The sequence below is a fragment of the Mycobacterium simiae genome, from assembly GCF_010727605.1.
Taxonomy (GTDB): Bacteria; Actinomycetota; Actinomycetes; order Mycobacteriales; family Mycobacteriaceae; genus Mycobacterium; species Mycobacterium simiae.
Window position 1 is genome coordinate 448880 of record NZ_AP022568.1, and the last position, 21031, is coordinate 469910.

The window sequence follows — 21031 nt, forward strand, 5'->3', positions numbered from 1 at the left end:
TTCATGTGGTCTCAGCGCTGGGGATGCGGCCACCGCATGTACGACGAGCCTTGTCCGGGTGCGGCGTCGGCCCGATGCCGGCGCCAGCCGCCGGTCTTGTGTCCTTCGGCCGGTTCGACGCGCGGGGTGGTCAGCGCGTCGGGCTCGACCTCACGGTGTGGCTCCTGGAGCCCCGACATGTAGACGGGCTCGTCGCTGGCCGGCACCGTGGCCGAGCGCACCCGCGCCAGTGCCTCGATGTCGCTGGCCAGGCGCACCGCCAGGCGAGCGAGCGCGATGCCGCCGACGAAAACGATCAACGCGCCCAGGCCGGAGAAGTATGCGATTTCCAGTGCGGCCCGCTTGCGGTCGGTGGCGGCGATCGGATCCCCGGCCGATCCGATCCCCAGCACCGGCGCCAGGTCACGCCCGACGACGAACCACGCGCCGGAGATTACCGCCAGCCAGCCGCCCACGATCGCGGTGATGCGGTTACCAGAAAAGATCAGCAGCAAGCCGCCCAGCGCGGTCAGAGCACCCGGCAGCACCTCCAACCAGCCGCGGGCGGTGCTCCACGCCCAGTCTCGGTCGGGTGTGTACGCGAAATTGAGATGCGGGCCGATGAACGGAATCAACGCACCCCATGCACCCAGGACGATCAGCACCAACCCGCACACCGCACCGCGGGAGCGTGGCATCCACAATCTGCCTGGATGGCCGTCTCGTGCGTTCTTCATGGCTATCTCCTCTTTTGCGCCGGGCTACTTCAGCACGGCGTGGGTACCCTGCGGCGACCGGAAGTAACCCCGAGCGCCGCGAGGTTACGCGTTGAGGCCAAAAATGAGCAGCACGATCGAGATGACCGGGAAAAGTCCCTGCGTCACCGCGGCCCGGGCCTTGTCCCGCGCCGACGACACCAACACCAGCGCGGCCGCGGCCATGGATCCGACGCCGGCGAAGACGAGTGCGGCACCCACCCACCGGTGTCCCAGCGCGAGCGCGGTGATTCCGACTCCGGTCACGATGGCCAGGAATAGGTTGTAAAAGCCCTGATTGAACGCGAGCAGGCGGGTGATCTCGGCCTCCTCGGGTGTCGTTCCGAAAGTGGCGCGGGTGCGATCCGAGGTCCAGGTCAGTGATTCCATCGTGAAGATGTAGACGTGCAGCAGCGCCGCCAACGCGGCGAATACCAATCCGGCGGTGATCATGGTGCCTCCCTAGTCGAACAAGCCGGGCTGCGAAACCCCGGATGGCGGCGTCATACCGAGATGCGTCCAGGCCAGTGCGGTGGCTACCCGGCCGCGCGGTGTCCGCGCGATCATGCCCGCCCGCACCAGAAACGGCTCGCACACCTCCTCGACGGTGGCCGCCTCCTCCCCGACCGCGACCGCGAGCGTCGAAACCCCGACCGGGCCGCCGCCGAAACTGCGGGTCAGCGCCGAGAGCACGGCCCGGTCCAGCCGGTCCAGCCCGAGTTCGTCGACGTCGTAGACCTCCAGCGCCTGCTTGGCGACATCGCGGGTGATCACCCCGTCGGCGCGCACCTCGGCGAAATCGCGGACCCGGCGCAGCAGGCGGTTGGCGATGCGGGGTGTGCCCCGCGAGCGCCGCGCGATCTCGGCACCGGCCTCGGCACCCAGCTCAATGCCCAGGATTCCCGCGGATCGGGCCAGCACCCGCTCCAGGTCGGCGGGCTCGTAGAAGTCCATGTGCGCGGTGAAGCCGAACCGGTCCCGCAGCGGTCCGGTCAGGGCACCCGACCGGGTGGTTGCGCCGACCAACGTGAACGGCGCGACTTCGAGCGGAATCGACGTGGCCCCGGGGCCTTTGCCGACCACGACGTCGACCCGGAAGTCCTCCATCGCGAGGTAGAGCATCTCCTCGGCGGGCCGGGCGATGCGGTGGATCTCGTCGATAAACAGGACGTCGTGTTCGACCAGGTTGGACAGCATCGCGGCCAGATCCCCCGCGCGCTCCAGCGCCGGGCCCGAGGTCACCCGCAGCGACGACCCCAGTTCGGCGGCGATGATCATCGCCAGCGAGGTCTTGCCCAGCCCGGGCGGTCCGGACAGCAGGATGTGATCCGGTGTGCCGCCGCGGTTCTTGGCTCCCTCGATGACCAGCTGCAGCTGTTCGCGGACCCGCGCCTGTCCGATGAATTCCCGCAGCGACCGGGGCCGCAGGCTGACATCGATGTCGCCCTCGCCGACGGTGAGCGCCGGCGAGAGGTCACGGTCGGCATGATCGTCGGCGAAGTCCTCGTTCATTTGGACTTACCCAGCAGCGACAGCGCGGCCCGCAATGCGCCCGAAGTCGTTGCCTGCTCACCGTTTTCGCGGCTGGCGGCCAGCACGCTGTCGGTGGCTTCCTCGGCCTGCTTGGCCGCGAAACCCAGGCCGACGAGAGCTTCGACGACGGGGCCGCGCACCGCGTGGCCGTTGCGGCCCACACCCGCCGGCGCGGCCGCGGGCGCGCCCATCGGCGCAATCTTGTCGCGCAACTCCAGCACCATGCGCTCGGCACCGCGCTTGCCGATGCCGGGCACCCGGGTCAGCGCGGCGACGTCGCCGTCGGCCAGCGCCTGGCACAGTGTCGCGGCGTCGTGCACCGCCAGCGTCGCCATCGCCAGCCGCGGCCCCACCCCGGACACCGACAGCAACGTATGGAACAGGTCGCGGGTCTCGCCGTCGGGAAACCCGTACAGCGTCATCGAGTCCTCGCGCACGATCATCGCGGTGATCAGCCGGGCCTCGCTTCCCTGCCGCAGCGTCGCCAGCGTCGACGGTGTCGCGTTCACCCGGTAGCCGACGCCGGCGGCTTCGATCACCACGTGATCGAGCGCCACCTCGAGCACCTCACCGCGTACCGAGGAGATCATCGTCGCGCTCCCGCCTGAGCGGCCTTGGCTTGGGCCGTCTTGGCGGCCAGCTTCGCCCGATAGGCCCGGCGTTGTTGGGCGGCCAACGCTTCGGCGGCCGCCATCCGGGCCAGCATCGGCGCCCGCCAGCAATGGCAGATGGCCAGCGCCAGCGCATCGGCCGCATCGGCGGGGGTCGGTTTGGCTTGCAGCGTAAGGATTCTGGTGACCATCTCGGTGACCTGCGCCTTGTCGGCGGCGCCGTTGCCGGTGACCGCCGCCTTGACCTCGCTGGGGGTATGGAAGTGGACGTCGATGCCGCGCCGCGCCGCCGCCAGCGCGATCACGCCGCCGGCCTGGGCGGTGCCCATCACGGTCGACACGTTGTGCTGCGAGAACACTCGCTCGATCGCGATCACGTCGGGCCGGTGGGTGTCCAGCCAGTGCTCGACGGCATCGCTGATCGCCAGCAGTCGTTGGGGCAGCGCGGCATCCGACGGGGTGCGGACCACGTCGACGTCCAACGCCACCACCCTGCGCCCGCGGCCGCTCTCAACCACGGACAACCCGCATCGGGTCAGTCCGGGGTCGATGCCCATCACGCGCATGCTCCCACTCCCACTTCGTGCAGACCGACGTCCCGAACAGCTGTTCGATAGCGTAACGGTCGCGTCCGACCGCGCCGAACAGGACACGCCTCGGCCCCTGCCAAAAGCTGTTAATTTAGGCCCACGTTTGCTCCGCCGTCGCGGCGCCGGAAGGGTCTGTCGTGGGAACGCTGCTAGTGGTGTTGGCCGCGGTGCTGTTCATCGCGTCGATCGTGGTCTTGCTGATCGCGTCGCGGCGCTTCTCGAAAGCCCCGCGGCCGCAGGGACGCATCGATCCGATGGCCTTCGACGCCATGCCGCAGTTCGGGCCGCGTCAATTGGGCCCGGGCGCCGTCGTCAGCTACGCCGGCATCGATTACCTGGTGCGCGGGTCGGTGACCTTCCGCCAGGGACCATTCGTGTGGTGGGAGCACCTGCTGGAGGGCGGCGACCTGCCGACCTGGTTCGGCGTCGAATACGACGACGGCCGGCTAGAGCTGGTCATGTGGGTCACCCGCAAGGACCTGACGTTGCAGCCCGGCGACCCGGCCGTGGTAGACGGCACGACGTTTCGGGAGTCCGAGCGCGGCAAGGCCTCGTACACCACCGAGGGCACGACGGGCCTACCGGCCGGCGGCGAGATGGAGTTCGTCGACTGCGCCAACGCCGATGAGACGGTGCTGCTGTCCTTCGAGCGCTGGGCCCCCGACACGCCCTGGGAGATCTCGATCGGCAAGCCCGTGTCCCCGGGTGAGCTCACCGTCTACCCCGCGCCGCCGGCCGCGCCGTAGGACGCGCGGTGCCGCTCTACCAGCTCGCCGTGGCCCCGGCCGACGTGTCCGGCAGCAAGCTCGGACTCGCGCTCAACGCGCCCGCCCCGCCGCTGCTGGCCAGCCATGTGCTGCACCATCCCGGCGGCGGCGTGCTGCGCCTCGGCGTGTTGGGCGCCTCGCATCTGGTGACCATCGAGCATGCGGCCAGCAGCTTTTCCGAGCAGGTTTCCTGCGCCGCGGGCAGCGACGCCGCAACGCTGCCCGAGCACGCCGAGGCGTCGGGCTACCGCCTGCATTCGCACACCGGCAGCCACGACGAGACGTCGTTTCGCCGGCTGGCAAGCGAGCTGCGTGAGCGCTGCCGAACCGAAATCGGTTGGCTCGGCGGCACCTTCCCCGGTGACGACGCCGCGCTGACCGTGCTGGCCGCCGCACCCGACGGCACCGGCTGGCGCTGGCAGACGTGGCATCTGTACCCGCGCAATCCCGTCGGCGGCGAGGTGGTCCACACGGCCAGCCGGTGGCGACCGTGACGGGCAGGCAACTGCTCTGGCTTGCCGGCGGTCTGGCCGCGGCCTCGGTGATATCGCTGATCCTCGGGATCATCTTGTTGCAGAAGGACGTCGGGTCCTACATCGCGAGCCACTACCACGAGTACGCCCATGACGCCAACGGCACGCGATACCTCTGCAGCGGATCGCCCGACCATATCGCCGACACGCTCGCCGAGTATCAGGAACCCGAGGCGCGCGCCAGTGCCGGCGGCAACGACTACCTGCGCTACAGCAACAACATCGTGATCGTCGGCCCCGACGGCGCTCACCCGTGCAGCATCCGCGTCGAAAGTCTCAACGCCGGATACAACCACGGCTCGTTCATCTATCTCGGACCTGGCTTCACGCCGGGCGCACCGTCCAGCGGATCCGGCGGCAGTCCCGGCGGTCCGGGCGGAACCAAATAGCAAGGGAGGCAACGATGTGACGACCCGGCAGCAGGCGGTCGGCCCGGTGCGGCCGTCGACACGGTGGCGGGCCGTGCTGCTCGCGGCCGTCGCGGCGTGTGCGGCGTGCGGCATCATCTACGAATTGGCGCTGCTGACGCTCTCGGCGAGCCTGAACGGCGGCGGCATCGTCGCAACCTCCCTGATCGTCGCGGGCTACATCGCCGCCCTGGGGATGGGCGCCCTGGTGGTCAAGCCGCTGCTGGGGCGTGCGGGCATCGTCTTCGTCGCGGTCGAGGCGCTGCTGGGCGTCGTCGGCGGGTTGTCCGCGGCGGCGTTGTACGCCGTATATGCGTTTCTGGACGGAGCGGTCGGTTCGACCTGGGTGCTGGCGGTGGGTACGGCGCTGATCGGTGGCCTGGTCGGCGCCGAGGTGCCGCTGCTGATGACGCTGCTGCAGCGCGGTCGCACCTCGGGGGCGACCGACGCCGGCCGCACCTTGGCCAACCTCACCGCGGCCGACTACCTGGGCGCGCTGGTCGGCGGGTTGGTCTGGCCGTTCGCCCTGCTGCCGCACCTCGGGATGATCCGCGGCGCGGCGGCCACCGGCGTCATCAACCTGGTGGCGGCCGCCATCGTGGCGACGTTTTTGCTGCGGCACGTCATCTCGCTGCCGCAGCTGGCGACGGCGCTGGCCGCGCTGGCCGCTGCCCTGGGGCTGTTGATCGTGCTGCTCGTGAACGCGCACGACATCGAAACGACCAGCCGGCAACGTCTTTACGCCGACCCGATCATCGCCTACCGGCACACCGCCTATCAGGAGATCGTGGTCACCCGCCGCGGCAACGACACCCGGTTGTACCTCGACGGCGGGTTGCAGTTCTCCACCCGCGACGAATACCGCTACACCGAGAGCCTGGTCTACCCCGCGCTGGGCAGGGGCGCCCGATCGGTGCTCGTACTGGGCGGCGGCGACGGTCTGGCGGCACGAGAACTGCTGCGGCAGAACGGGATCGAAAGGATCGTCCAGGTGGAGCTGGATCCCGCGGTGATCGAAGTCGCGCGCACGACGCTGCGCGACGCCAATGCCGCGGCGCTGGACAACCCGCGGGTCGCCGTCGTGATCGACGACGCGATGCGCTGGCTGCGCGTCGGCCACCCGGAGCTGCGCCCGTCAGGTGGTTTCGACGCCGTCATCGTCGACCTGCCTGACCCGGACACCCCGGTTCTCGGCCGGCTGTATTCGATCGAGTTCTATTCCCTTGTCGCGCAGGCGCTTTCGCCAGCAGGGTTGGTCGTGGTGCAGGCGGGCAGTCCGTTTTCCACGCCGACTGCATTCTGGCGCACGGTGTCGACGATTCGTTCCGCGGGCTACGCCGTCACGCCCTACCACGTGCACGTGCCCACATTCGGCGACTGGGGCTTCGTGCTGGCCAGCCCCGCGCCGGCCGGTCGGGCGGCGCCCGCGCCGGTGCCCTCCATGCCCGCCGACGCGCCGCCGCTGCGCTACCTCAACTCGCGGGTCCTGCAGGCCGCGACGGTGTTCTCCGACGACATTGCGCCGCGTCCACTGGAACCGTCAACGCTGGACAACCCGCGCATTGTCGAGGACATGCACCACGGGTACGACTGACGCGGCCTACTCCTGGGCTCAGTCTTCTTCTAGGGCGGCCAGGACCTCGTCGGACAGGTCGACATTGGTCCAGACGTTTTGCACGTCGTCGCTGTCCTCCAGCGCGTCGACGAGCTTGAACACCTTTCGGGCACCGTCCACGTCGACCGGCACGCTGACCGAGGGTTGGAAGCTGGCCTCAGCGGACTCGTAGTCGATGCCGGCGTCCTGCAGCGCGGTGCGCACCGCGACCAGGTCGGTCGGCTCGGAGATGATCTCGAAGCTCTCCCCTAGGTCGTTGACGTCCTCGGCGCCGGCGTCCAGGACGGCGGCCAAGACGTCGTCTTCGCTCAGGCCGTTTTTTTCCAGCGTGACGACGCCCTTGCGGGTGAACAGGTAGGACACCGAGCCCGGATCGGCCATGGTGCCACCGTTACGGGTGACCGCCACCCGGACCTCGCCGGCCGCGCGGTTGCGGTTGTCGGTGAGGCACTCGATCAGCACGGCCACGCCGTTGGGTCCGTAACCCTCGTACATGATCGTCTGGTAGTCGGCCCCACCGGCTTCCTCGCCGGCGCCGCGCTTGCGGGCCCGCTCGATGTTGTCGTTGGGCACCGACGTCTTCTTCGCCTTCTGGATGGCGTCGTACAGCGTCGGATTGCCGGCCGGGTCGCCGCCGCCGGTGCGGGCCGCGACCTCGATGTTCTTGATCAGCCGGGCGAACTCCTTGCCCCGGCGTGCGTCCTTGACGGCCTTCTGGTGCTTGGTGGTGGCCCACTTGGAATGGCCGCTCATCGCCGTCCTACCTCATTCTTTCGTGTTGCGCTCTTCGTCTACAGCCAGACGAGTCTACGTGGACGCAGGGTGCGGCACGTACGGCCACACCACTTCAGGCTCACCTGCACCAGCGGTCACGGCGGCTTGACGCCGGGTCCGGTAAGCAGGCCGAGCCCTGCGCATTCTTCCCGTCGCTTCCTGCGCGGCGCGTCCGGTCGACAATGCAGATGACCTGATGCGTTGGGGTGAAACGCTTTTGCGTCGAGAGCCGCGGGCGGTGTCCAATGAGCGAAGCGACCGGCGTGCACGGCGATTCGGCGGATCACCAGTGGGTACCTCGCACCGAACAACACACGCATGGCGAGCTAGGAGGACCACATCATGGCCACCGGAGAAACCGGATTCGACGACGTCACCTTTGACCTCATCTCGGTGCAGTATCACTCGCTGAAAGCCGGACATGACTACGGGCAGTACGTGCGGGACGCCAAAAATGCCGGCCGCGACGACATCGCCTCGTTCTTCGAAGAAGTCATGAAACAGGATTCCGAACGCGCTCGGCGATGCCACGATCTCCTGCGGGAACTCGAAGTCGCGTCCTCGAAGTAGCAACCTAGGGCCCGACCGGCAACGCGGTCGCGGGCTTGACGTTCCATTCCAGGGTCAGCTGATTAAGGGTCAACGGCAATGGCTGCTCCGGGGATAACCGGGGGGTGGAGCTCAGGGTCAGGCGCAGCCGGCCGAGCAGATTGGCCATCACCGTGCTGGTCACGAACAGGACGAGATTGCGCCCCGGGCACTCGGCAGGTCCGGCGCTGAAAGGCACCAGCTGGCGGTGATTTTGCGCGGTCCCGTCCAGCCAGATTTCGGGGGCAAACGTGTGCGCGAACGGCAGCACCTGATCGTCGCGGTGAAACGCCGGAACCACGATCATCACCCCGGCTCCCGCGGCCACCGTGAACCGGTCTGCGCCGCCGCGCCACTGCGTGTCCTCGGTCGTGTCGCGCAAGATCGTCGGCGTCGTGGGCCACAGGCGTACCGACTCCAGCACACTGGCCCGCAAGTACGGTCGCAGCTGCGGTGCACCCGGATCGGCGGCGTCGTCCAGGGCCCGGGCGAGTTGTTCGGGATGGGTCGACAGCAACGCCAACGCGCGGCACAACGCCATTCCGGCGGCATCGAATGCGAAAACCCAATGCGGCATTTGGCCGACCGGATCGACGGCCCCGCTCGCGGGCAGCTGCGCCACCACACTAGCCAACGTGCCAGGCTGCGGATTTTCCACATACCCGTAGAGATGTGTGAAGAACTGGGCGCGTCGCCGGTAGTGCGGCAGCGACAAAAACGACCAGTTGCCCGCCTTGCGCAGCCCCAGCAACTCGTCGGTGATCTGCTCGTCGTTGCGGGCCGCATCGCCAAACGTCAAGCGCCGCACCAGGCGCCACCACCCGGCCATGAATTCGTAGGAGTTCAGGCGCCCGGACTGCGCCGCCGCGGCGACCAGATCGTCGGTCTCTGCTGCGATGGTGCCGGCGAACTCACCGGCCAGGCGGTGCAGCTCGGCACCGCTGTCCAGCGCCGCCTCGTTCAGCTCGCGGCGCTGCTGGCGAATGGGTCCCCGGCTGATCAGCACGCCACGCGGCTGAAACCACTCCAACGCCTTGCGCTTCTCCAAGTTCGCGGGATGAAACGGGTCCGGTGCATGGTCGAGCACCCGGCCGACGTCTTCTGGATCGAGGATGACGAGGATGCGTCGACCGGGTATCACCAACTCCACGGGTCCACGCCCGTATTGGGCGCGAAGTCGCCGCATCCGGGTGGCGGCCCGCGAATCGGCTTGAGTGACCTCCAAGAGGCGCACCACGGGACGCCGCCGGGCCAGAACGCCTGCGGCGACGGACGAAAGGCCCAAATCGGTCAGTGTCGCGAGCGCGGCGATACCGGTCAGTCGATGTGCTGTACTGGTCACCGCTGGGAGCTACCCGCCGGCCATCCGATCAAACGAACGTGCCCTGTTTCGGGGCAGCCGATTGCGGAGAACCTCAAGGGTGTGAATCAACCGAAAGAACCCCAGGACGCGACACAGTCGACCGAGGAGCAGCGGGAGCTGCAGCAGAAATTGGAGCACCAGCACGAGGACCCGCAGGGCCCTGGTTTGGGGCAGTCCGACCGCAACGTCGCCGATGAGAGCACGCGCTAGCTACGGCCCGCGACGATGTCGACGAACAGCTGGTGGATACGGCGATCACCGGTTACTTCCGGGTGGAAGGCCGTCGCCAACATCGGGCCTTGGCGCACCGCGACGGCGTGTCCGGCCGCGGTCGCCAGCACCTGCACGCCCGCGCCGACCCGCTCGACCCAGGGCGCCCGAATGAACACCGCACGCACCGGGCCGGTTAGGCCGGCGAACTCGACATCGCCTTCGAACGAATCGACTTGACGTCCAAAGGCGTTGCGCCGCACGGTCATATCGATGGCACGCAACGGCAGTGCCTGCCGCCCGTTGGCGCCGGCGTCGAGAATTTCGCTGGACAGCATGATCATGCCCGCGCAGGCGCCGTAAGCGGGCAGCCCGCCGGCCAGGCGTGCCCGCAACGGCTCGAGCAGATCGAGGTCCAGCAGCAGATGGCTCATCGTGGTGGATTCTCCGCCCGGGATCACCAGCCCGTCGATGGCGTCGATCTCGCTACGCCGGCGCACCGGCATCGACTCGGCTCCCGCCTCGCGCAGCGCTGCCAAATGCTCCCGGGTGTCGCCCTGCAGCGCCAACACCCCGATTCGCGGGCGGTTCACTTGCCGTATCCCCGCGGGAAGCGGGTCAGCCCCTCCTGCATGACGGCCGCCACCATCTCGCCGGACTGGGTGAAAATCTTGCCCTGACACAGCGACCGTCCGCCGCTGGCGGACGGCGAGGACTGGTCGTAGAGCAGCCACTCGTCGGCCCGGAACGCCCGCATGAACCACATCGCGTGGTCCAGCGACGCCACCTGCAAATGCTGACGCACATCGAGGTGGTTGACCTGCGCCGAGCCCAGCAACGTGAGGTCGCTCATGTAGGCCAGCGCGCAGATGTGCAGCACCGGGTCGTCCGGGAGCGGGTCGCGGTGGCGGAACCACACCTGTTGTTGAGAAGCCTTGCCGGGCAACAACTCCAGCCGCCCGCGGGGCACGATGCACACGTCCCACTCCTCGAACTGCTTGAAGCCAGCCTGAGTATCCGAGTCGAAGACCTTGATCGAGTCCAGCCCCGGCAGGCCGTCGGGCGGCGGTGCGGACGGCATCCGATCCTGGTGGTGAATACCTTCCTGGTCGGTCTGGAACGACGCGCCCATGCTGAAAATGATCTCGCCGTGCTGAATGGCGTTGACGCGGCGGGTGGCGAACGAACCGCCGTCGCGGGTGCGTTCGACGATGAAGACCGTGGGTTCGTTGGCGTCACCGGGCCGCAGGAAGTAGCCGTGTAGCGAGTGCACTTGGTAGCGCGGGTCGACGGTGCGCACCGCCGAGACGAGTGACTGCCCGGCGACGTGGCCGCCGAACGTGCGCTGGAAGTATCCCGACTCCGGGCTGAACACCCGACCGCGGTAGATGTTGACCTCGAGTTGCTCGAGATCAAGGATCTCTTCGATGGCCACGGACCGGTTTACCAGCCGCGCTCGGCCAGGCGATGCGGCTGTGCGATCTGCTCGACGTTGATGCCGACCATCGCCTCACCCAGGCCGCGGGAAACCTTGGCCAGCACGTCAGGGTCGTCGTAGAAGGTGGTGGCCTTGACGATCGCGGCCGCCCGCGCGGCGGGGTCGCCCGACTTGAAGATCCCGGAGCCGACAAACACACCCTCGGCCCCTAGCTGCATCATCATCGCCGCGTCGGCCGGGGTCGCGATGCCGCCGGCCGTGAACAACGTCACCGGGAGCTTGCCGGCCCGGGCCACCTCGACGACGAGGTCGTAAGGCGCCTGCAATTCCTTTGCGGCAACGAACAATTCGTCGTCCGACAGGGAACCCAGCCGGCGGATTTCGGCACCGATGGCCCGCATGTGGGTGGTCGCGTTGGAAACGTCGCCGGTTCCGGCTTCCCCCTTGGACCGGATCATCGCCGCGCCCTCGTTAATGCGTCGCAACGCCTCACCCAGGTTGGTCGCCCCGCACACGAACGGCACGGTGAACTTCCACTTGTCGATGTGGTGGGTGTAGTCGGCGGGTGTGAGCACCTCGGATTCGTCGATGTAATCGACGCCGAGGCTCTGCAAAATCTGCGCCTCGACGAAATGCCCGATCCGCGCCTTGGCCATCACCGGGATGGTCACCGCCGAGATGATGCCCTCGATCATGTCGGGGTCGCTCATCCGCGATACGCCGCCCTGGGCGCGGATGTCGGCGGGCACCCGCTCCAACGCCATCACGGCGACGGCGCCCGCGCCCTCGGCGATGCGGGCCTGCTCCGGGGTGACGACGTCCATGATGACGCCGCCCTTGAGCATCTCGGCCATGCCGCGCTTGACGCGGGCCGTCCCCGTCTGGTTGGCCTGGGTCGACTGTGCGCCGCTGTTCACTAGCTCTTCTCTCCTCGAACTGTCGAGCCTCCACTCTAGTGGTTCGCACAAAATCAGTTTTTCCGCGGTTTCTGTGAGGTTTCTATGGGCATGTGACGGTGATTTGAGGTTGCTATGGAGCCTTTGAGGTGTGTCACACCCATCGGAAAAGGCCCTCAAATCCTGCTAAGAATGCGGGCAGATATCCGCAGCAGGCCCTTGCGGTTCCTTTGCCGGATATCCAGGGAGGGCTTTGGCCTCGTTAGCGCCCCCGTTAGCGTCCCTCGTCAGCTTCGACCGTGTGCGCTTGGTGTTGGGCGCTGGGCGTTGGCGTCTGGCGCCGGGCATTTAGCCGAGAACGAGAACCGAAAAAGGGGGTTCCATGGATTACGGACTATTGCCGCCGGAAATAAATTCCGCGCGCATGTATGCCGGGCCGCGATCGGGCGCAATGTGGGCAGCGGCAGCAGCCTGGGACACGGTGGCCGCCGAGCTTGGGTCCACGGCGAGTTCTTTTCATTCGACGGTGTCGTCGCTGACCGGTGGGCCCTGGCGGGGCCCTGCGTCGACGGCGATGGCGACCGCAGCCAGCCCCTATGTGCAGTGGTTAACTGCGACGTCGGCGAACGCAGCGCGGGTCGCCACCCAAACCCGACTATCGGCCGGCGCATTCGAGACCGCGTTTGCCGCCACGGTGCCCCCGGAAATCGTCGCGGCCAACCGTGCCCTGCTGATGACGCTGATCGCGACGAACATCCTGGGTCAAAACACCGCGTCGATTGCGGCGACCGAAGCGGAGTACGCCGAGATGTGGGCCCAGGACGTGGCGGCGATGGTGGGCTATGACGTCAGCACCACGTCGGCCGGCGCCGCACAAACACCGTTCAGCGAACCGCCGCTGACCCTGACGAGCCTGCCCGCCGCAAGATTCGTTTCCTTCGGTGAGCAGTTGTTCGAATCGGTAATGCAGACCCTGACGAGCCAACTGACGGACCCGATGACCCAGTTGCAGGCGCTCTCGACGCCGGCCCAGTTCGCGATGGAACCCATGAACACGCTGATCGGCCAGGCCCTGTCCGACGCCAACTCGTTGCCCAGCGCTGCCGGCACGGTGATGGATCCGGTGCCGGCGTCCGCCACGGGTCCGCAGCCGGCTGCCCGGAGCGCCGCGCACGTCGCTGGCCGCGTGATCACCGCGAGTGCGGGACGGGCGGCCTCGATCGGGCCGTTGTCCGTGCCGGCAACCTGGGCCACCGCCACGTCGGAGGCGCCCGCAATTCCCCCGGCGGCCGGGGTGTCCAGCGCCGCGGTGAGCCCGATTTCGGCGAGCGCGGCGACAACGCCGGCTGCGCCCTCGATCAACATGCCGGGGCGAGTGGGAGGCGCCGCCGCCTCGGGGGCGGTCGCCGCGTCGCGCAAGGCGGCGTCATCCGCGCGGCTTGACCTGGCGGCGAGGTGCACGCCATGACGCTTGTCACCGCCGACCCCGAGGCGATGGGGACGGCGGCCGGCGATTTGCGCGCGATCGGTTCGGCGCTGCACGAGACGAATGCCGCCGCGGCGGCCGCGATGTCGGGAGTGCAACCGCCAGCGACCGATTCGGTATCGGCGCGAACGGCGGCGCGACTGGTCGCACAGGCCACGCAGTATCAACGAGTTAGCGCGCAGGCCAAACTGTTTCACGACCAGTTCGTGAATACCCTCATCGTCGCGAAGAATGCCTATGCCGAAACCGAAGTCGGCAACCGCGCCGCCTTGCAGGCGGCGTCGACGCAGGACAAAGTCGCGCTGATCATGGGCGGCACCGGAAACCCGAAACCGAGCGTCGAGTACATGACCTCAGTGCAGCGGGCGTTTCTGCAGAAGTACCCGGGCTACCGACTGGTCAGCCTGCACACTCCGCAAGAGCTCTGGCCGGTGACCGGCCTGGGCAGCCGGACCTTCAGCCAATCCGTCGCCGAGGGTTTCGCAACCTTGAACAACGCGGTCCTGGAGCAAACCGCCGCCGGCAACAAGGTTGTCGTCATGGGCTATTCGCAGAGCGCAACCATCGCCAGCATGCACATGCGCTATCTCGAGGGCCTTCCGGCCGCCCTGCGGCCCAGTACAAACCTGCTGGACTTCGTCTTGGCGGCCAATCCGAACAACCCGATGGGCGGCGTGCTGACGCACCTGATCCCGGGGTTCGGCGAGTTTCGCTTTGCCACGCCGCTAACGACCTCATATGCGACCTCGATTTTCACGCTGCAATACGACGTGATCGCTGACTTTCCGCGGCACCCGCTCTGGCTTCCGACTGGCGCGAACTCGCTGTTCAGCTTGCTCAAAGCGCACCACATGGCCGCCTATGTCGCCGCGGCAGACGCTGCCAACGCCGTCCAAAGCCAGATCGGCAACGTGACGATGCACTTCATCCCGAACCTGCAATTGCCACTGCTGGACCCGCTCCGGATGTATGTCCCCATCCTGGGAAATCCGGCGGCCGACTTGCTCCAGCCGTTCCTCCAGCCGATCGTCGACCTGGGCCACGTCGGGTTGCTCCCCAGTCCGGTCAACGTCACCGGAGCCATCGGCCAGGGCAGCGCAGCAGGGATCACGTATCCGTTGACGGCCGGATTCCCGGCACAGGTATTCCCGGCACCGGGACCCCCTGGATTGCCGCCGCTGGTCTCGACGGGTGTGGCGAGCGGGTTCTCGCTCGCCGGCTAACGACCCAGGTTTCCCGCAGTTTTCGACGGATGTTCGACGTCCATCCAACAGGTGGGTGCGGCGGCGGCCACAGTGTGCTACATATTGCGACAGCTATTTGCGCAGGCCGTGGCAGCTGGTGCGAATCAATGGGTGACGCCCCTGGTCACACCGGCCGTGACGGTTGGCCGAGAAGAGGTCTCGTATGTTGCCGGACTTCGCGCTACTGCCGCCGGAAATCAATTCGGCGCGCATGTATGCCGGCCCACGCTCAGCGACGATGTGGGCGGCGGCAGCGGCCTGGGACGGATTGGCCGCCCAATTGGGATCGGCGGCGAGTTCGTTTCAATCGACGGTCTCCACATTGACCGGCGGGGTCTGGCAGGGGCCGGCGTCGCTGACGATGGCCACGGCGGCGTCGCCCTACGTGCAATGGCTGACCGCGACGTCGGCAAAGGCCGAGGTGGTGGCCAACCAGGCCCGGTTGTCAGCGGGCGCCTTCGAGGTGGCGTTCAGCGCGACGGTGCCACCGGAGGTGGTGGCGGCCAACCGTGCGCTATTGATGGCGCTGATCGCGACGAACATCCTGGGGCAGAACACCGCGGCGATCGCCGCGACCGAAGCGGACTACGCCGAGATGTGGGCCCAAGACGTGGCGGCCATGACCGGCTACGACGGGGCGGTCACGGCGGCGCAGGCGGGATGGACACCGTTCAGCCCGCCGCCGTTGACGCTGACCAAGCTGCCCACCCCCGTCTACACCTCCTTCCTGCAGGAGCTGCTCGACGGGTTGATCAATTCACTGACCCAGCAGCTGCTGAACCCGATGTCGCAACTGCAGCTGGCCGCGACGCCGGCCCAGTTCGCCATGCAGCCCCTGACCAGCCTGACCGGCCAGCTGATGTCCGGCGCGAACCCGTTGCTCAGCGGTGCCGGCAGCATCCCCACGATCAATCCGGTCCTGGCGTCCGCGGTCGGTCCGAGCACCGGTGCCACCCCGGTCACCGCGCAGCTCGCGGCCGGCGTGACCACCGCGAGCATGGGCCGGGCCGGGTCGGTCGGCGCGCTGTCGGTGCCCGCGAGCTGGGTGTCCGACGGGGCGGCAGCGCCGGCCCCGGCGCCCGCGGTGAACGGCACCGCGGTGCGCCCCGTCGTGGCGAGCCTGCCCACCACCGGCCAGCTGCCGTCGCTGCATGTGCCCGGCCGGTTGCTGGGCGCCGCCACGCCGGGGATCGCCGCACACCGCCCGCTCGGGCCCCGCCCGGCGGCCGGCTAGCGAGGCGGTAGGCCGAATGACCTTCGTGATCACCGATCCCGACGCGATGGCGACAGCGGCCGAGGAGTTGCAGGGAATCGGTGCGAGCCTGCAGGCGACGAACGCGGCCGCGGCTGGGCCGACGACTTCAGTGCTGCCGCCGGCCACGGATTCGGTGTCGGCGCGTGCCGCGGCCCTGCTCGGCGCGCAGGCCCAGCAGTATCAGACGCTCAGCGCGCAGGCCGAGCTGTTCCACAACCAGTTCGTGCAAACCCTGATCACCGCGAAGAACGCCTACGCCGAAACCGAGGCATCCAACGCCGCTGCCATGCAGTCGTCCACGGCGTCCAACAAGATCGCATTGATCATGGGCGGCACCGGGAATCCGTCGCCGAATCTGCACTACATGACGTCGATCGAACAGGCGTATCTGGCCCAGAACTATCCCGGCTACACGCTGGTGAGTTTGCATACGCCGGAAGAGTTCTGGCCGGTCACCGGCCTGGGCAGCCAAACCTTCGGCAGGTCGGTGTACACGGGGTTCGCAACGCTGAACAACGCGATCATGACGGAGACCGCCGCTGGGAATCGCGTTGTGGTGGTGGGCTATTCGCAGAGTGCGACGATCGCCAGCCTGGAGATGCGCTATCTGCAGGCCCTGCCGGTGGCGCTGCGGCCGGATCCGGACCTGTTGAACTTCGTGCTGCTGGCGAACCCGAACAATCCGATGGGCGGCATTCTGACGCATTTCATTCCGGGGTTCGGCAGCTTCCGGTTCCCGACGCCACTCACGACGTCCTATTTGACGTCGATCTTCACGTTGCAGTACGACGCCATCGCCGACTTCCCGCTGCATCCGCTGTGGCTGCCGTCGAGCATCAACGCACTGTTCGGCTACCTGAATCTGCACTCGACGATGCCCTACCTGTCCGCCGCGCAAGTCGCCACCGCCATTGAGCACCAGATCGGCAACCTGACGTTTTATTTCATGCCCACCGCCCAACTGCCACTGCTGGATCCGTTGCGGATGCTGCCGATCCTCGGCAACCCCTTGGCGGACCTGTTCCAACCGTTCCTCAAGCCGATCGTGGATCTGGGCTATGCGCCGGGGTTGCTGCCCGGACTCAACCCGCTCGGTGTTGCCGGTTACGCCGGGCAAGGCGCGACGGCCGGCATTGCGACTCCGCTGGTCGCGGGATTGCCACCGCTGGTCGTCCACGGGGCGGCGAGCGGGTTCTAGCTCAGCGGATGGACTGCAGCTGCGGTTGCCGCCCTGTCGCGGCGTTGTCGGCCAATCCGATTGCGGCAGAGAGCAACTCGGCCAGCTGGCGCGGGTACACGGGTTGGCCGGCGGCCTCCAGTTCGGCGATGTCGTTCGCATCGCACCAGCGGTGGCCGTGAAGGTAGCGGCGTTCCAGATCGCTGCGGCCGGCAACGGAGGGCTCGAACCGTCGAGTGCGGCACACGAAAAAGAACTCCTCGCTGTCGATCAGCGCGCCGTTGAACTCGAAGACCTCGTCGCGACGCCAGATCGGTCCCACCATGTCGGCCGGCGCGACCTGCAACCCGGTCTCCTCGGTCAGCTCTCGCACCGCGGCCTCGACCAGCCGTTCACCCGGCGCCACCTCACCGCCGATCGTGATCCACCACCGGGGCCCGTCCTCGATCGCCGGATCCGAGCCGCACAGCAGCAGCACGGCACCGCTGTGGTCGAGCAACACGATCCGTGCCGAGGTGCGGTGTTTGGGCATGCCGTGGCTCGAGTCGGCGAGCGCGTGTGGTCGTTCGACGATCTCGAAATAGCTTGGTAGCTTTGCTGTTCCACCGAGACGCAGGGCGCGCACCGGGCGCCGCTCGGCCAGCGCCAGGGTGTCTCGGACGGCGTCGTTGTGGAAGCGGCGGGCCAGCAGCAGCCGGGCCTCCGCGTCGGCCAGCTCGGCGATCAGCCCGGCCGGCACCGACGCCGGGTCCACCATCGCCAGCGCCGCCGACAATTCGTTCTCGGCATTCTCCCGTGCCTGCCGGGGCGCCCGCTCGGCGGCGTCGGCCAACGCCGACAGCCGGTTACCCGCCGCGGACCCGTGGTAGGCGTCGATCGCGACTGCGCGCGCCACCACCGCGCGGCGTGCCAGCGCGCCGTCGAGGGCCTGCCAGGACAGGTCGTAGCGGATGTTGAGCCGATTCAACCGGTTAGCCGTCCGGACGGCCCAGACGCCAATCAGCGCCAGCACCGTGACCAGCACGACAAGGAGCGCGACCAGCCAGACCATCAGCTGGCCACCTTGACCTTGGCACCGGACCCGGCGACGGTTTCGTAGACCCGCATGATCTGGCTGGCCACCACCGACCAGTCGTAGCGCGCGACCGCCGCGGAGCCGGCCGCCACGTAACGTTCGCGCAGCCCGTCGTCTTTCAGCATTTCGATCAGCCCGGCGGCCAGCTCGGCGGCGTCGCCGACCGGCACCAACCGGCCGGCCTCGCCGTCGCACAGCACGCGGCGAAACGCATCCAGGTCGCTGGCGACCACGGGTGTGCCAGCGGCCATCGCCTCCACCAGCACGATCCCGAAGCTCTCGCCACCGAGGTTAGGTGCGCAGTAGACGTCGGCGCTGCGCATTGCCGACGCCTTACCGGCATCATCGACCAGCCCGAGGAACCGCATGTGCCGCGCCAATTCGCCTGCCTGGGCCCGTAATTCGTCTTCGTCGCCGTGACCGACGATCAGCACCTGCAGGTCGGGAAAGTGTTCCACCACCCGCGGCAGCGCCGCGAGCAGGACCGCCATCCCCTTGCGCGGTTCGTCATAGCGACCTAAGAACAGCACCGACTTACCGGGCCGCGGATAGCCGTCCAGCCGCGGCGCGGCGGCCAACGCCGGGACGTCGACGCCGTTGGGGATCTCCACCGCGTCGGAACCGAGCGCTTCCATCTGCCAGCGCCGGGCCAGATCGGAGACCGCGATGCGGCCGATGATCTTCTCGTGCCAGGGCCGCAACACGCCCTGGAACACCGACAACGTCAGCGATTTGGTGGTCGAGGTGTGAAACGTCGCCACGATCGGACCTTCGGCGACCCGCAGCGCCCACATGGACAGGCTGGGGGCGTTGGGCTCGTGCAGGTGCAGAACATCGAAATCGCCTTGCATCAGCCATTTTCGGACCCGACCGTGCACGGCGGGACTGAATTGCAGCCGCGCCACCGAGCCGTTGTAGGGAATCGGGATGGCCTTGCCCGCCGAGACGACGTAGTCGGGCAGGCTGACGTGCGGTGAGGCCGGCGCCAGCACGCTGACCTCGTGGCCCCGGGCGCGCATCACCTCCGCCAGTTGCAGGACATGCGATTGCACCCCGCCCGGCACGTCGAACGAGTACGGACAGACCATCCCGATCCGCATCAGGAGTTCTCCAGCCGGGCACGTCGATCGTCGGACAGGTCGGCCAGCCATTGCGGCTGCAGCATGTGCCAGTCTTCGGGGTGGGCGGCGATGTTGACCGCGAACCGGTCGGCCAGTGCCTGGGTGATGGCCGCGACGTCGCCGCTGGAGCAGTCCAGCGGCGACTGGATCCAGACCCGCCAGCCGTGGGGCTCGTTCCAGCAGTGCGCTGGCAGCAGCGCGGCCCCGGTCTCGATCGCGAGCTTGGCCGGCCCGGCCGGCATCCGGGTGGGCTCGCCGAAGAAGTCGACTTGCACACCGGTGCGGGTGAGATCGCGCTCGGCCATCAGGCAGACCGCCCGGTTGGCGCGCAGCCGCTCACACAACACCTCAAAGGGCGGCCGCTCGCCGCCGGACAACGGCAGCACTTCGAAGCCGAGGCTTTCCCGGTAGGCGATGAAACGCCGGTACAGCGACTCGGGTTTGAGCCGCTCGGCGACGGTGGTGAAGGTGCCGCGGGTCTGGGCCAGCCACACCCCGGCCATGTCCCAGTTGCCGCTGTGCGGCAATGCCAGCACGGCACCACGCCCCTCGGCCAGGGCCGCGTCGAGCACGTCGGCGCCCTGGAAGGTCTCGTCGACCCGGCGGGCCAGGACTCGGTGGTCCATCGACGGCAACCGGAACGCCTCCCGCCAGTAGCGGGCGTAGGACGCCAGCGCCTCGCGCATCAGGGTGTCCGGCACCTGTGCCGGCGGCACACCGAGCACCCGGGCCAGGTTCTTGCGCAGTTGAACGGGCCCGCCACCGCGCGCCGCGTACCGCGCCCCGGCGTCGAACACGTTGCGCGCGGCGGACTCCGGTACCGTGCGTACCGCCATCCAGCCGGCGGCGTAGGCCCAGTCGGTCGCGGTGGTGGTCAGCACGCGGCCGGCCATACGGCCCGGCGCCGCAAGCGCTTTCAGTCCGGACGGGGTAGCGATCACGGTCGTTCCGTCCCGTCGCCGCCCGGCTGGGGTGGCAGGGTTTCCCGCGCCCCGGCCGAGGTGCGCACCGTGTGCAGCCGTTGGATGCAGGTGACCACGCTGGCGGCCGCCAGCACCCACATCGCGATGGGCAGCGCGGGCGGCCAGGCGATGCCCGGCAGGTCACAGATGCCGGCGCCGACCAGCACGATGATCAGCCGCTCGGGCCGTTCGATCAGCCCGCCGTCGCCGCGCAGTCCGCTGGCTTCGGCCCGGGCCTTGAGGTAGGAGATCACCTGGGAGGTCACCAGGCAGATCAGCGTCGCGATGGCCAGCGGTTTGTCATGCAGACCGAAGACGATCCACCACAACAGCCCGCCGAACACCGCGCCGTCGCTGATGCGGTCGCAGGTTGCGTCGAGGACCGCGCCGAATCGGGTGCCGCCGCCACGTTCCCGTGCCATCGCCCCGTCGGCCATGTCGAACAGCACGAAGAACCACACCACGCACGCGCCGGCGAACAGCTTGCCGATCGGGAACAGGGTCACCGCTGCGGCCACCGACGCGATGGTGCCCAGGATGGTGACCGCGTCGGGCGTCAGGCCCACCCGCAGCAGCGCCCTGGCCGTCGGGGTGGTCAACCGGGCGAACGCGGCCCGGGACAAAAACGGCGCCTTACTCATCGTCACTCATC

General features: G+C 68.3%; 24 protein-coding genes. 10 read left to right on the plus strand and 14 right to left on the minus strand.

The annotated features are described in order from the left end of the window. Positions 1–11: 11 nt before the first annotated feature. The 5 genes from G6N33_RS01915 to ruvC all read right to left on the minus strand — a co-directional run bounded on the left by G6N33_RS01915 (position 12) and on the right by ruvC (position 3444). Positions 12–716 carry a hypothetical protein gene (locus G6N33_RS01915; protein ID WP_044511197.1) on the minus strand — a complete coding sequence of 235 codons (705 nt, stop codon included), beginning with the start codon at positions 714–716 and terminating at the stop codon, positions 12–14. An 84-nt stretch (positions 717–800) separates the two neighbouring features. Next, positions 801–1187: a DUF1304 domain-containing protein gene (locus tag G6N33_RS01920; protein ID WP_101528213.1), complete on the minus strand. Its 387-nt coding sequence runs from the start codon at positions 1185–1187 to the stop codon at positions 801–803. A gap of 9 nt (positions 1188–1196) precedes the next feature. Beyond that, the gene (ruvB, locus tag G6N33_RS01925; RefSeq protein ID WP_044511194.1) at positions 1197–2246 is read right to left on the minus strand and encodes a Holliday junction branch migration DNA helicase RuvB; all 1050 of its coding nucleotides are present in this window, start codon (positions 2244–2246) and stop codon (positions 1197–1199) included. Continuing rightward, on the minus strand, positions 2243–2857 hold the full coding sequence (gene ruvA / locus G6N33_RS01930; RefSeq protein ID WP_101528214.1) for a Holliday junction branch migration protein RuvA: 615 nt from the start codon (positions 2855–2857) through the stop codon (positions 2243–2245). The genes ruvB and ruvA overlap by 4 nt, the downstream gene beginning before the upstream one ends. Then, positions 2854–3444: a crossover junction endodeoxyribonuclease RuvC gene (gene ruvC, locus G6N33_RS01935; protein ID WP_044511192.1), complete on the minus strand. Its 591-nt coding sequence runs from the start codon at positions 3442–3444 to the stop codon at positions 2854–2856. The genes ruvA and ruvC overlap by 4 nt, the downstream gene beginning before the upstream one ends. 161 nt (positions 3445–3605) lie before the next feature. On the opposite strand from ruvC, the gene G6N33_RS01940 reads away from it, so the two are divergent. Genes G6N33_RS01940 through G6N33_RS01955 form a run of 4 tightly spaced genes read left to right on the plus strand, consistent with a single transcriptional unit; the run spans position 3606 to position 6769 of the window. Then, the gene (locus tag G6N33_RS01940; RefSeq protein ID WP_044511190.1) at positions 3606–4214 is read left to right on the plus strand and encodes a DUF4178 domain-containing protein; all 609 of its coding nucleotides are present in this window, start codon (positions 3606–3608) and stop codon (positions 4212–4214) included. A gap of 8 nt (positions 4215–4222) precedes the next feature. Further along, complete coding sequence (locus tag G6N33_RS01945) at positions 4223–4729, plus strand: DUF2617 family protein (protein ID WP_101528215.1); 507 nt, start codon at positions 4223–4225, stop codon at positions 4727–4729. Beyond that, complete coding sequence (locus G6N33_RS01950; protein WP_044513242.1) at positions 4726–5157, plus strand: DUF4247 domain-containing protein; 432 nt, start codon at positions 4726–4728, stop codon at positions 5155–5157. Before G6N33_RS01945 ends, G6N33_RS01950 begins: the two co-directional genes overlap by 4 nt. Positions 5158–5173: 16 nt before the next feature. Further along, the gene (locus G6N33_RS01955; RefSeq protein WP_044511188.1) at positions 5174–6769 is read left to right on the plus strand and encodes a polyamine aminopropyltransferase; all 1596 of its coding nucleotides are present in this window, start codon (positions 5174–5176) and stop codon (positions 6767–6769) included. Positions 6770–6787: 18 nt separating this feature from the next. Here G6N33_RS01955 and G6N33_RS01960 read toward each other — a convergent pair whose 3' ends face one another. Next, complete coding sequence (locus tag G6N33_RS01960) at positions 6788–7543, minus strand: YebC/PmpR family DNA-binding transcriptional regulator (protein WP_044511187.1); 756 nt, start codon at positions 7541–7543, stop codon at positions 6788–6790. 363 nt (positions 7544–7906) lie between these two features. Here G6N33_RS01960 and G6N33_RS01965 point away from each other — a divergent pair, with 363 nt between their 5' ends. Beyond that, positions 7907–8134 (plus strand): hypothetical protein, encoded by a 228-nt coding sequence (locus tag G6N33_RS01965; RefSeq protein ID WP_044511185.1) that lies wholly within the window; start codon positions 7907–7909, stop codon positions 8132–8134. 4 nt (positions 8135–8138) lie between these two features. Here the strand turns inward: G6N33_RS01965 and G6N33_RS01970 are convergent, their stop codons facing one another. Continuing rightward, positions 8139–9494: a cytochrome P450 gene (locus G6N33_RS01970; RefSeq protein ID WP_044511183.1), complete on the minus strand. Its 1356-nt coding sequence runs from the start codon at positions 9492–9494 to the stop codon at positions 8139–8141. A gap of 81 nt (positions 9495–9575) precedes the next feature. Here G6N33_RS01970 and G6N33_RS27020 point away from each other — a divergent pair, with 81 nt between their 5' ends. After that, positions 9576–9725: a hypothetical protein gene (locus G6N33_RS27020; protein ID WP_170310401.1), complete on the plus strand. Its 150-nt coding sequence runs from the start codon at positions 9576–9578 to the stop codon at positions 9723–9725. Here the strand turns inward: G6N33_RS27020 and pdxT are convergent. The 3 genes from pdxT to pdxS are packed head-to-tail and all read right to left on the minus strand — an operon-like array spanning position 9722 to position 12017. Then, on the minus strand, positions 9722–10318 hold the full coding sequence (pdxT, locus tag G6N33_RS01975) for a pyridoxal 5'-phosphate synthase glutaminase subunit PdxT (protein ID WP_044511181.1): 597 nt from the start codon (positions 10316–10318) through the stop codon (positions 9722–9724). The two genes, G6N33_RS27020 and pdxT, sit on opposite strands and share 4 nt — an antisense overlap. Continuing rightward, positions 10315–11160: an acyl-CoA thioesterase II gene (tesB, locus tag G6N33_RS01980; protein WP_044511179.1), complete on the minus strand. Its 846-nt coding sequence runs from the start codon at positions 11158–11160 to the stop codon at positions 10315–10317. The genes pdxT and tesB overlap by 4 nt, the downstream gene beginning before the upstream one ends. Positions 11161–11168: 8 nt before the next feature. Beyond that, a complete protein-coding gene (pdxS, locus tag G6N33_RS01985) occupies positions 11169–12017 on the minus strand; it encodes a pyridoxal 5'-phosphate synthase lyase subunit PdxS (RefSeq protein ID WP_231382721.1) in 849 nt (282 codons plus the stop codon). Positions 12018–12441: 424 nt separating this feature from the next. Here pdxS and G6N33_RS01990 point away from each other — a divergent pair, with 424 nt between their 5' ends. From G6N33_RS01990 to G6N33_RS02005, 4 genes are all read left to right on the plus strand, one after another. Next, positions 12442–13527, plus strand: coding sequence for a PPE family protein (locus tag G6N33_RS01990; protein WP_044511176.1), 1086 nt, complete (start codon positions 12442–12444; stop codon positions 13525–13527). Continuing rightward, positions 13524–14768, plus strand: coding sequence for a PE-PPE domain-containing protein (locus tag G6N33_RS01995; RefSeq protein ID WP_101528216.1), 1245 nt, complete (start codon positions 13524–13526; stop codon positions 14766–14768). The genes G6N33_RS01990 and G6N33_RS01995 overlap by 4 nt, the downstream gene beginning before the upstream one ends. Positions 14769–14952: 184 nt before the next feature. Beyond that, a complete protein-coding gene (locus tag G6N33_RS02000) occupies positions 14953–16023 on the plus strand; it encodes a PPE family protein (RefSeq protein WP_101528217.1) in 1071 nt (356 codons plus the stop codon). Positions 16024–16039: 16 nt separating this feature from the next. Then, positions 16040–17242 (plus strand): PE family protein, encoded by a 1203-nt coding sequence (locus G6N33_RS02005; RefSeq protein ID WP_049919274.1) that lies wholly within the window; start codon positions 16040–16042, stop codon positions 17240–17242. A 1-nt stretch (position 17243) separates the two neighbouring features. Here G6N33_RS02005 and G6N33_RS02010 read toward each other — a convergent pair whose 3' ends face one another. From G6N33_RS02010 to pgsA, 4 genes are read right to left on the minus strand one after another with little or no spacing between them, the layout of a single operon-like run. Next, positions 17244–18272 carry an NUDIX hydrolase gene (locus G6N33_RS02010; RefSeq protein ID WP_101528218.1) on the minus strand — a complete coding sequence of 343 codons (1029 nt, stop codon included), beginning with the start codon at positions 18270–18272 and terminating at the stop codon, positions 17244–17246. Continuing rightward, on the minus strand, positions 18272–19396 hold the full coding sequence (locus G6N33_RS02015; RefSeq protein ID WP_044511175.1) for a glycosyltransferase family 4 protein: 1125 nt from the start codon (positions 19394–19396) through the stop codon (positions 18272–18274). Before G6N33_RS02015 ends, G6N33_RS02010 begins: the two co-directional genes overlap by 1 nt. Further along, positions 19396–20310 (minus strand): phosphatidylinositol mannoside acyltransferase, encoded by a 915-nt coding sequence (locus tag G6N33_RS02020; protein WP_101528238.1) that lies wholly within the window; start codon positions 20308–20310, stop codon positions 19396–19398. The genes G6N33_RS02015 and G6N33_RS02020 overlap by 1 nt, the downstream gene beginning before the upstream one ends. Positions 20311–20354: 44 nt before the next feature. Next, positions 20355–21020 carry a phosphatidylinositol phosphate synthase gene (gene pgsA, locus G6N33_RS02025; protein WP_044511173.1) on the minus strand — a complete coding sequence of 222 codons (666 nt, stop codon included), beginning with the start codon at positions 21018–21020 and terminating at the stop codon, positions 20355–20357. Between the last annotated feature and the right edge of the window lie 11 nt (positions 21021–21031).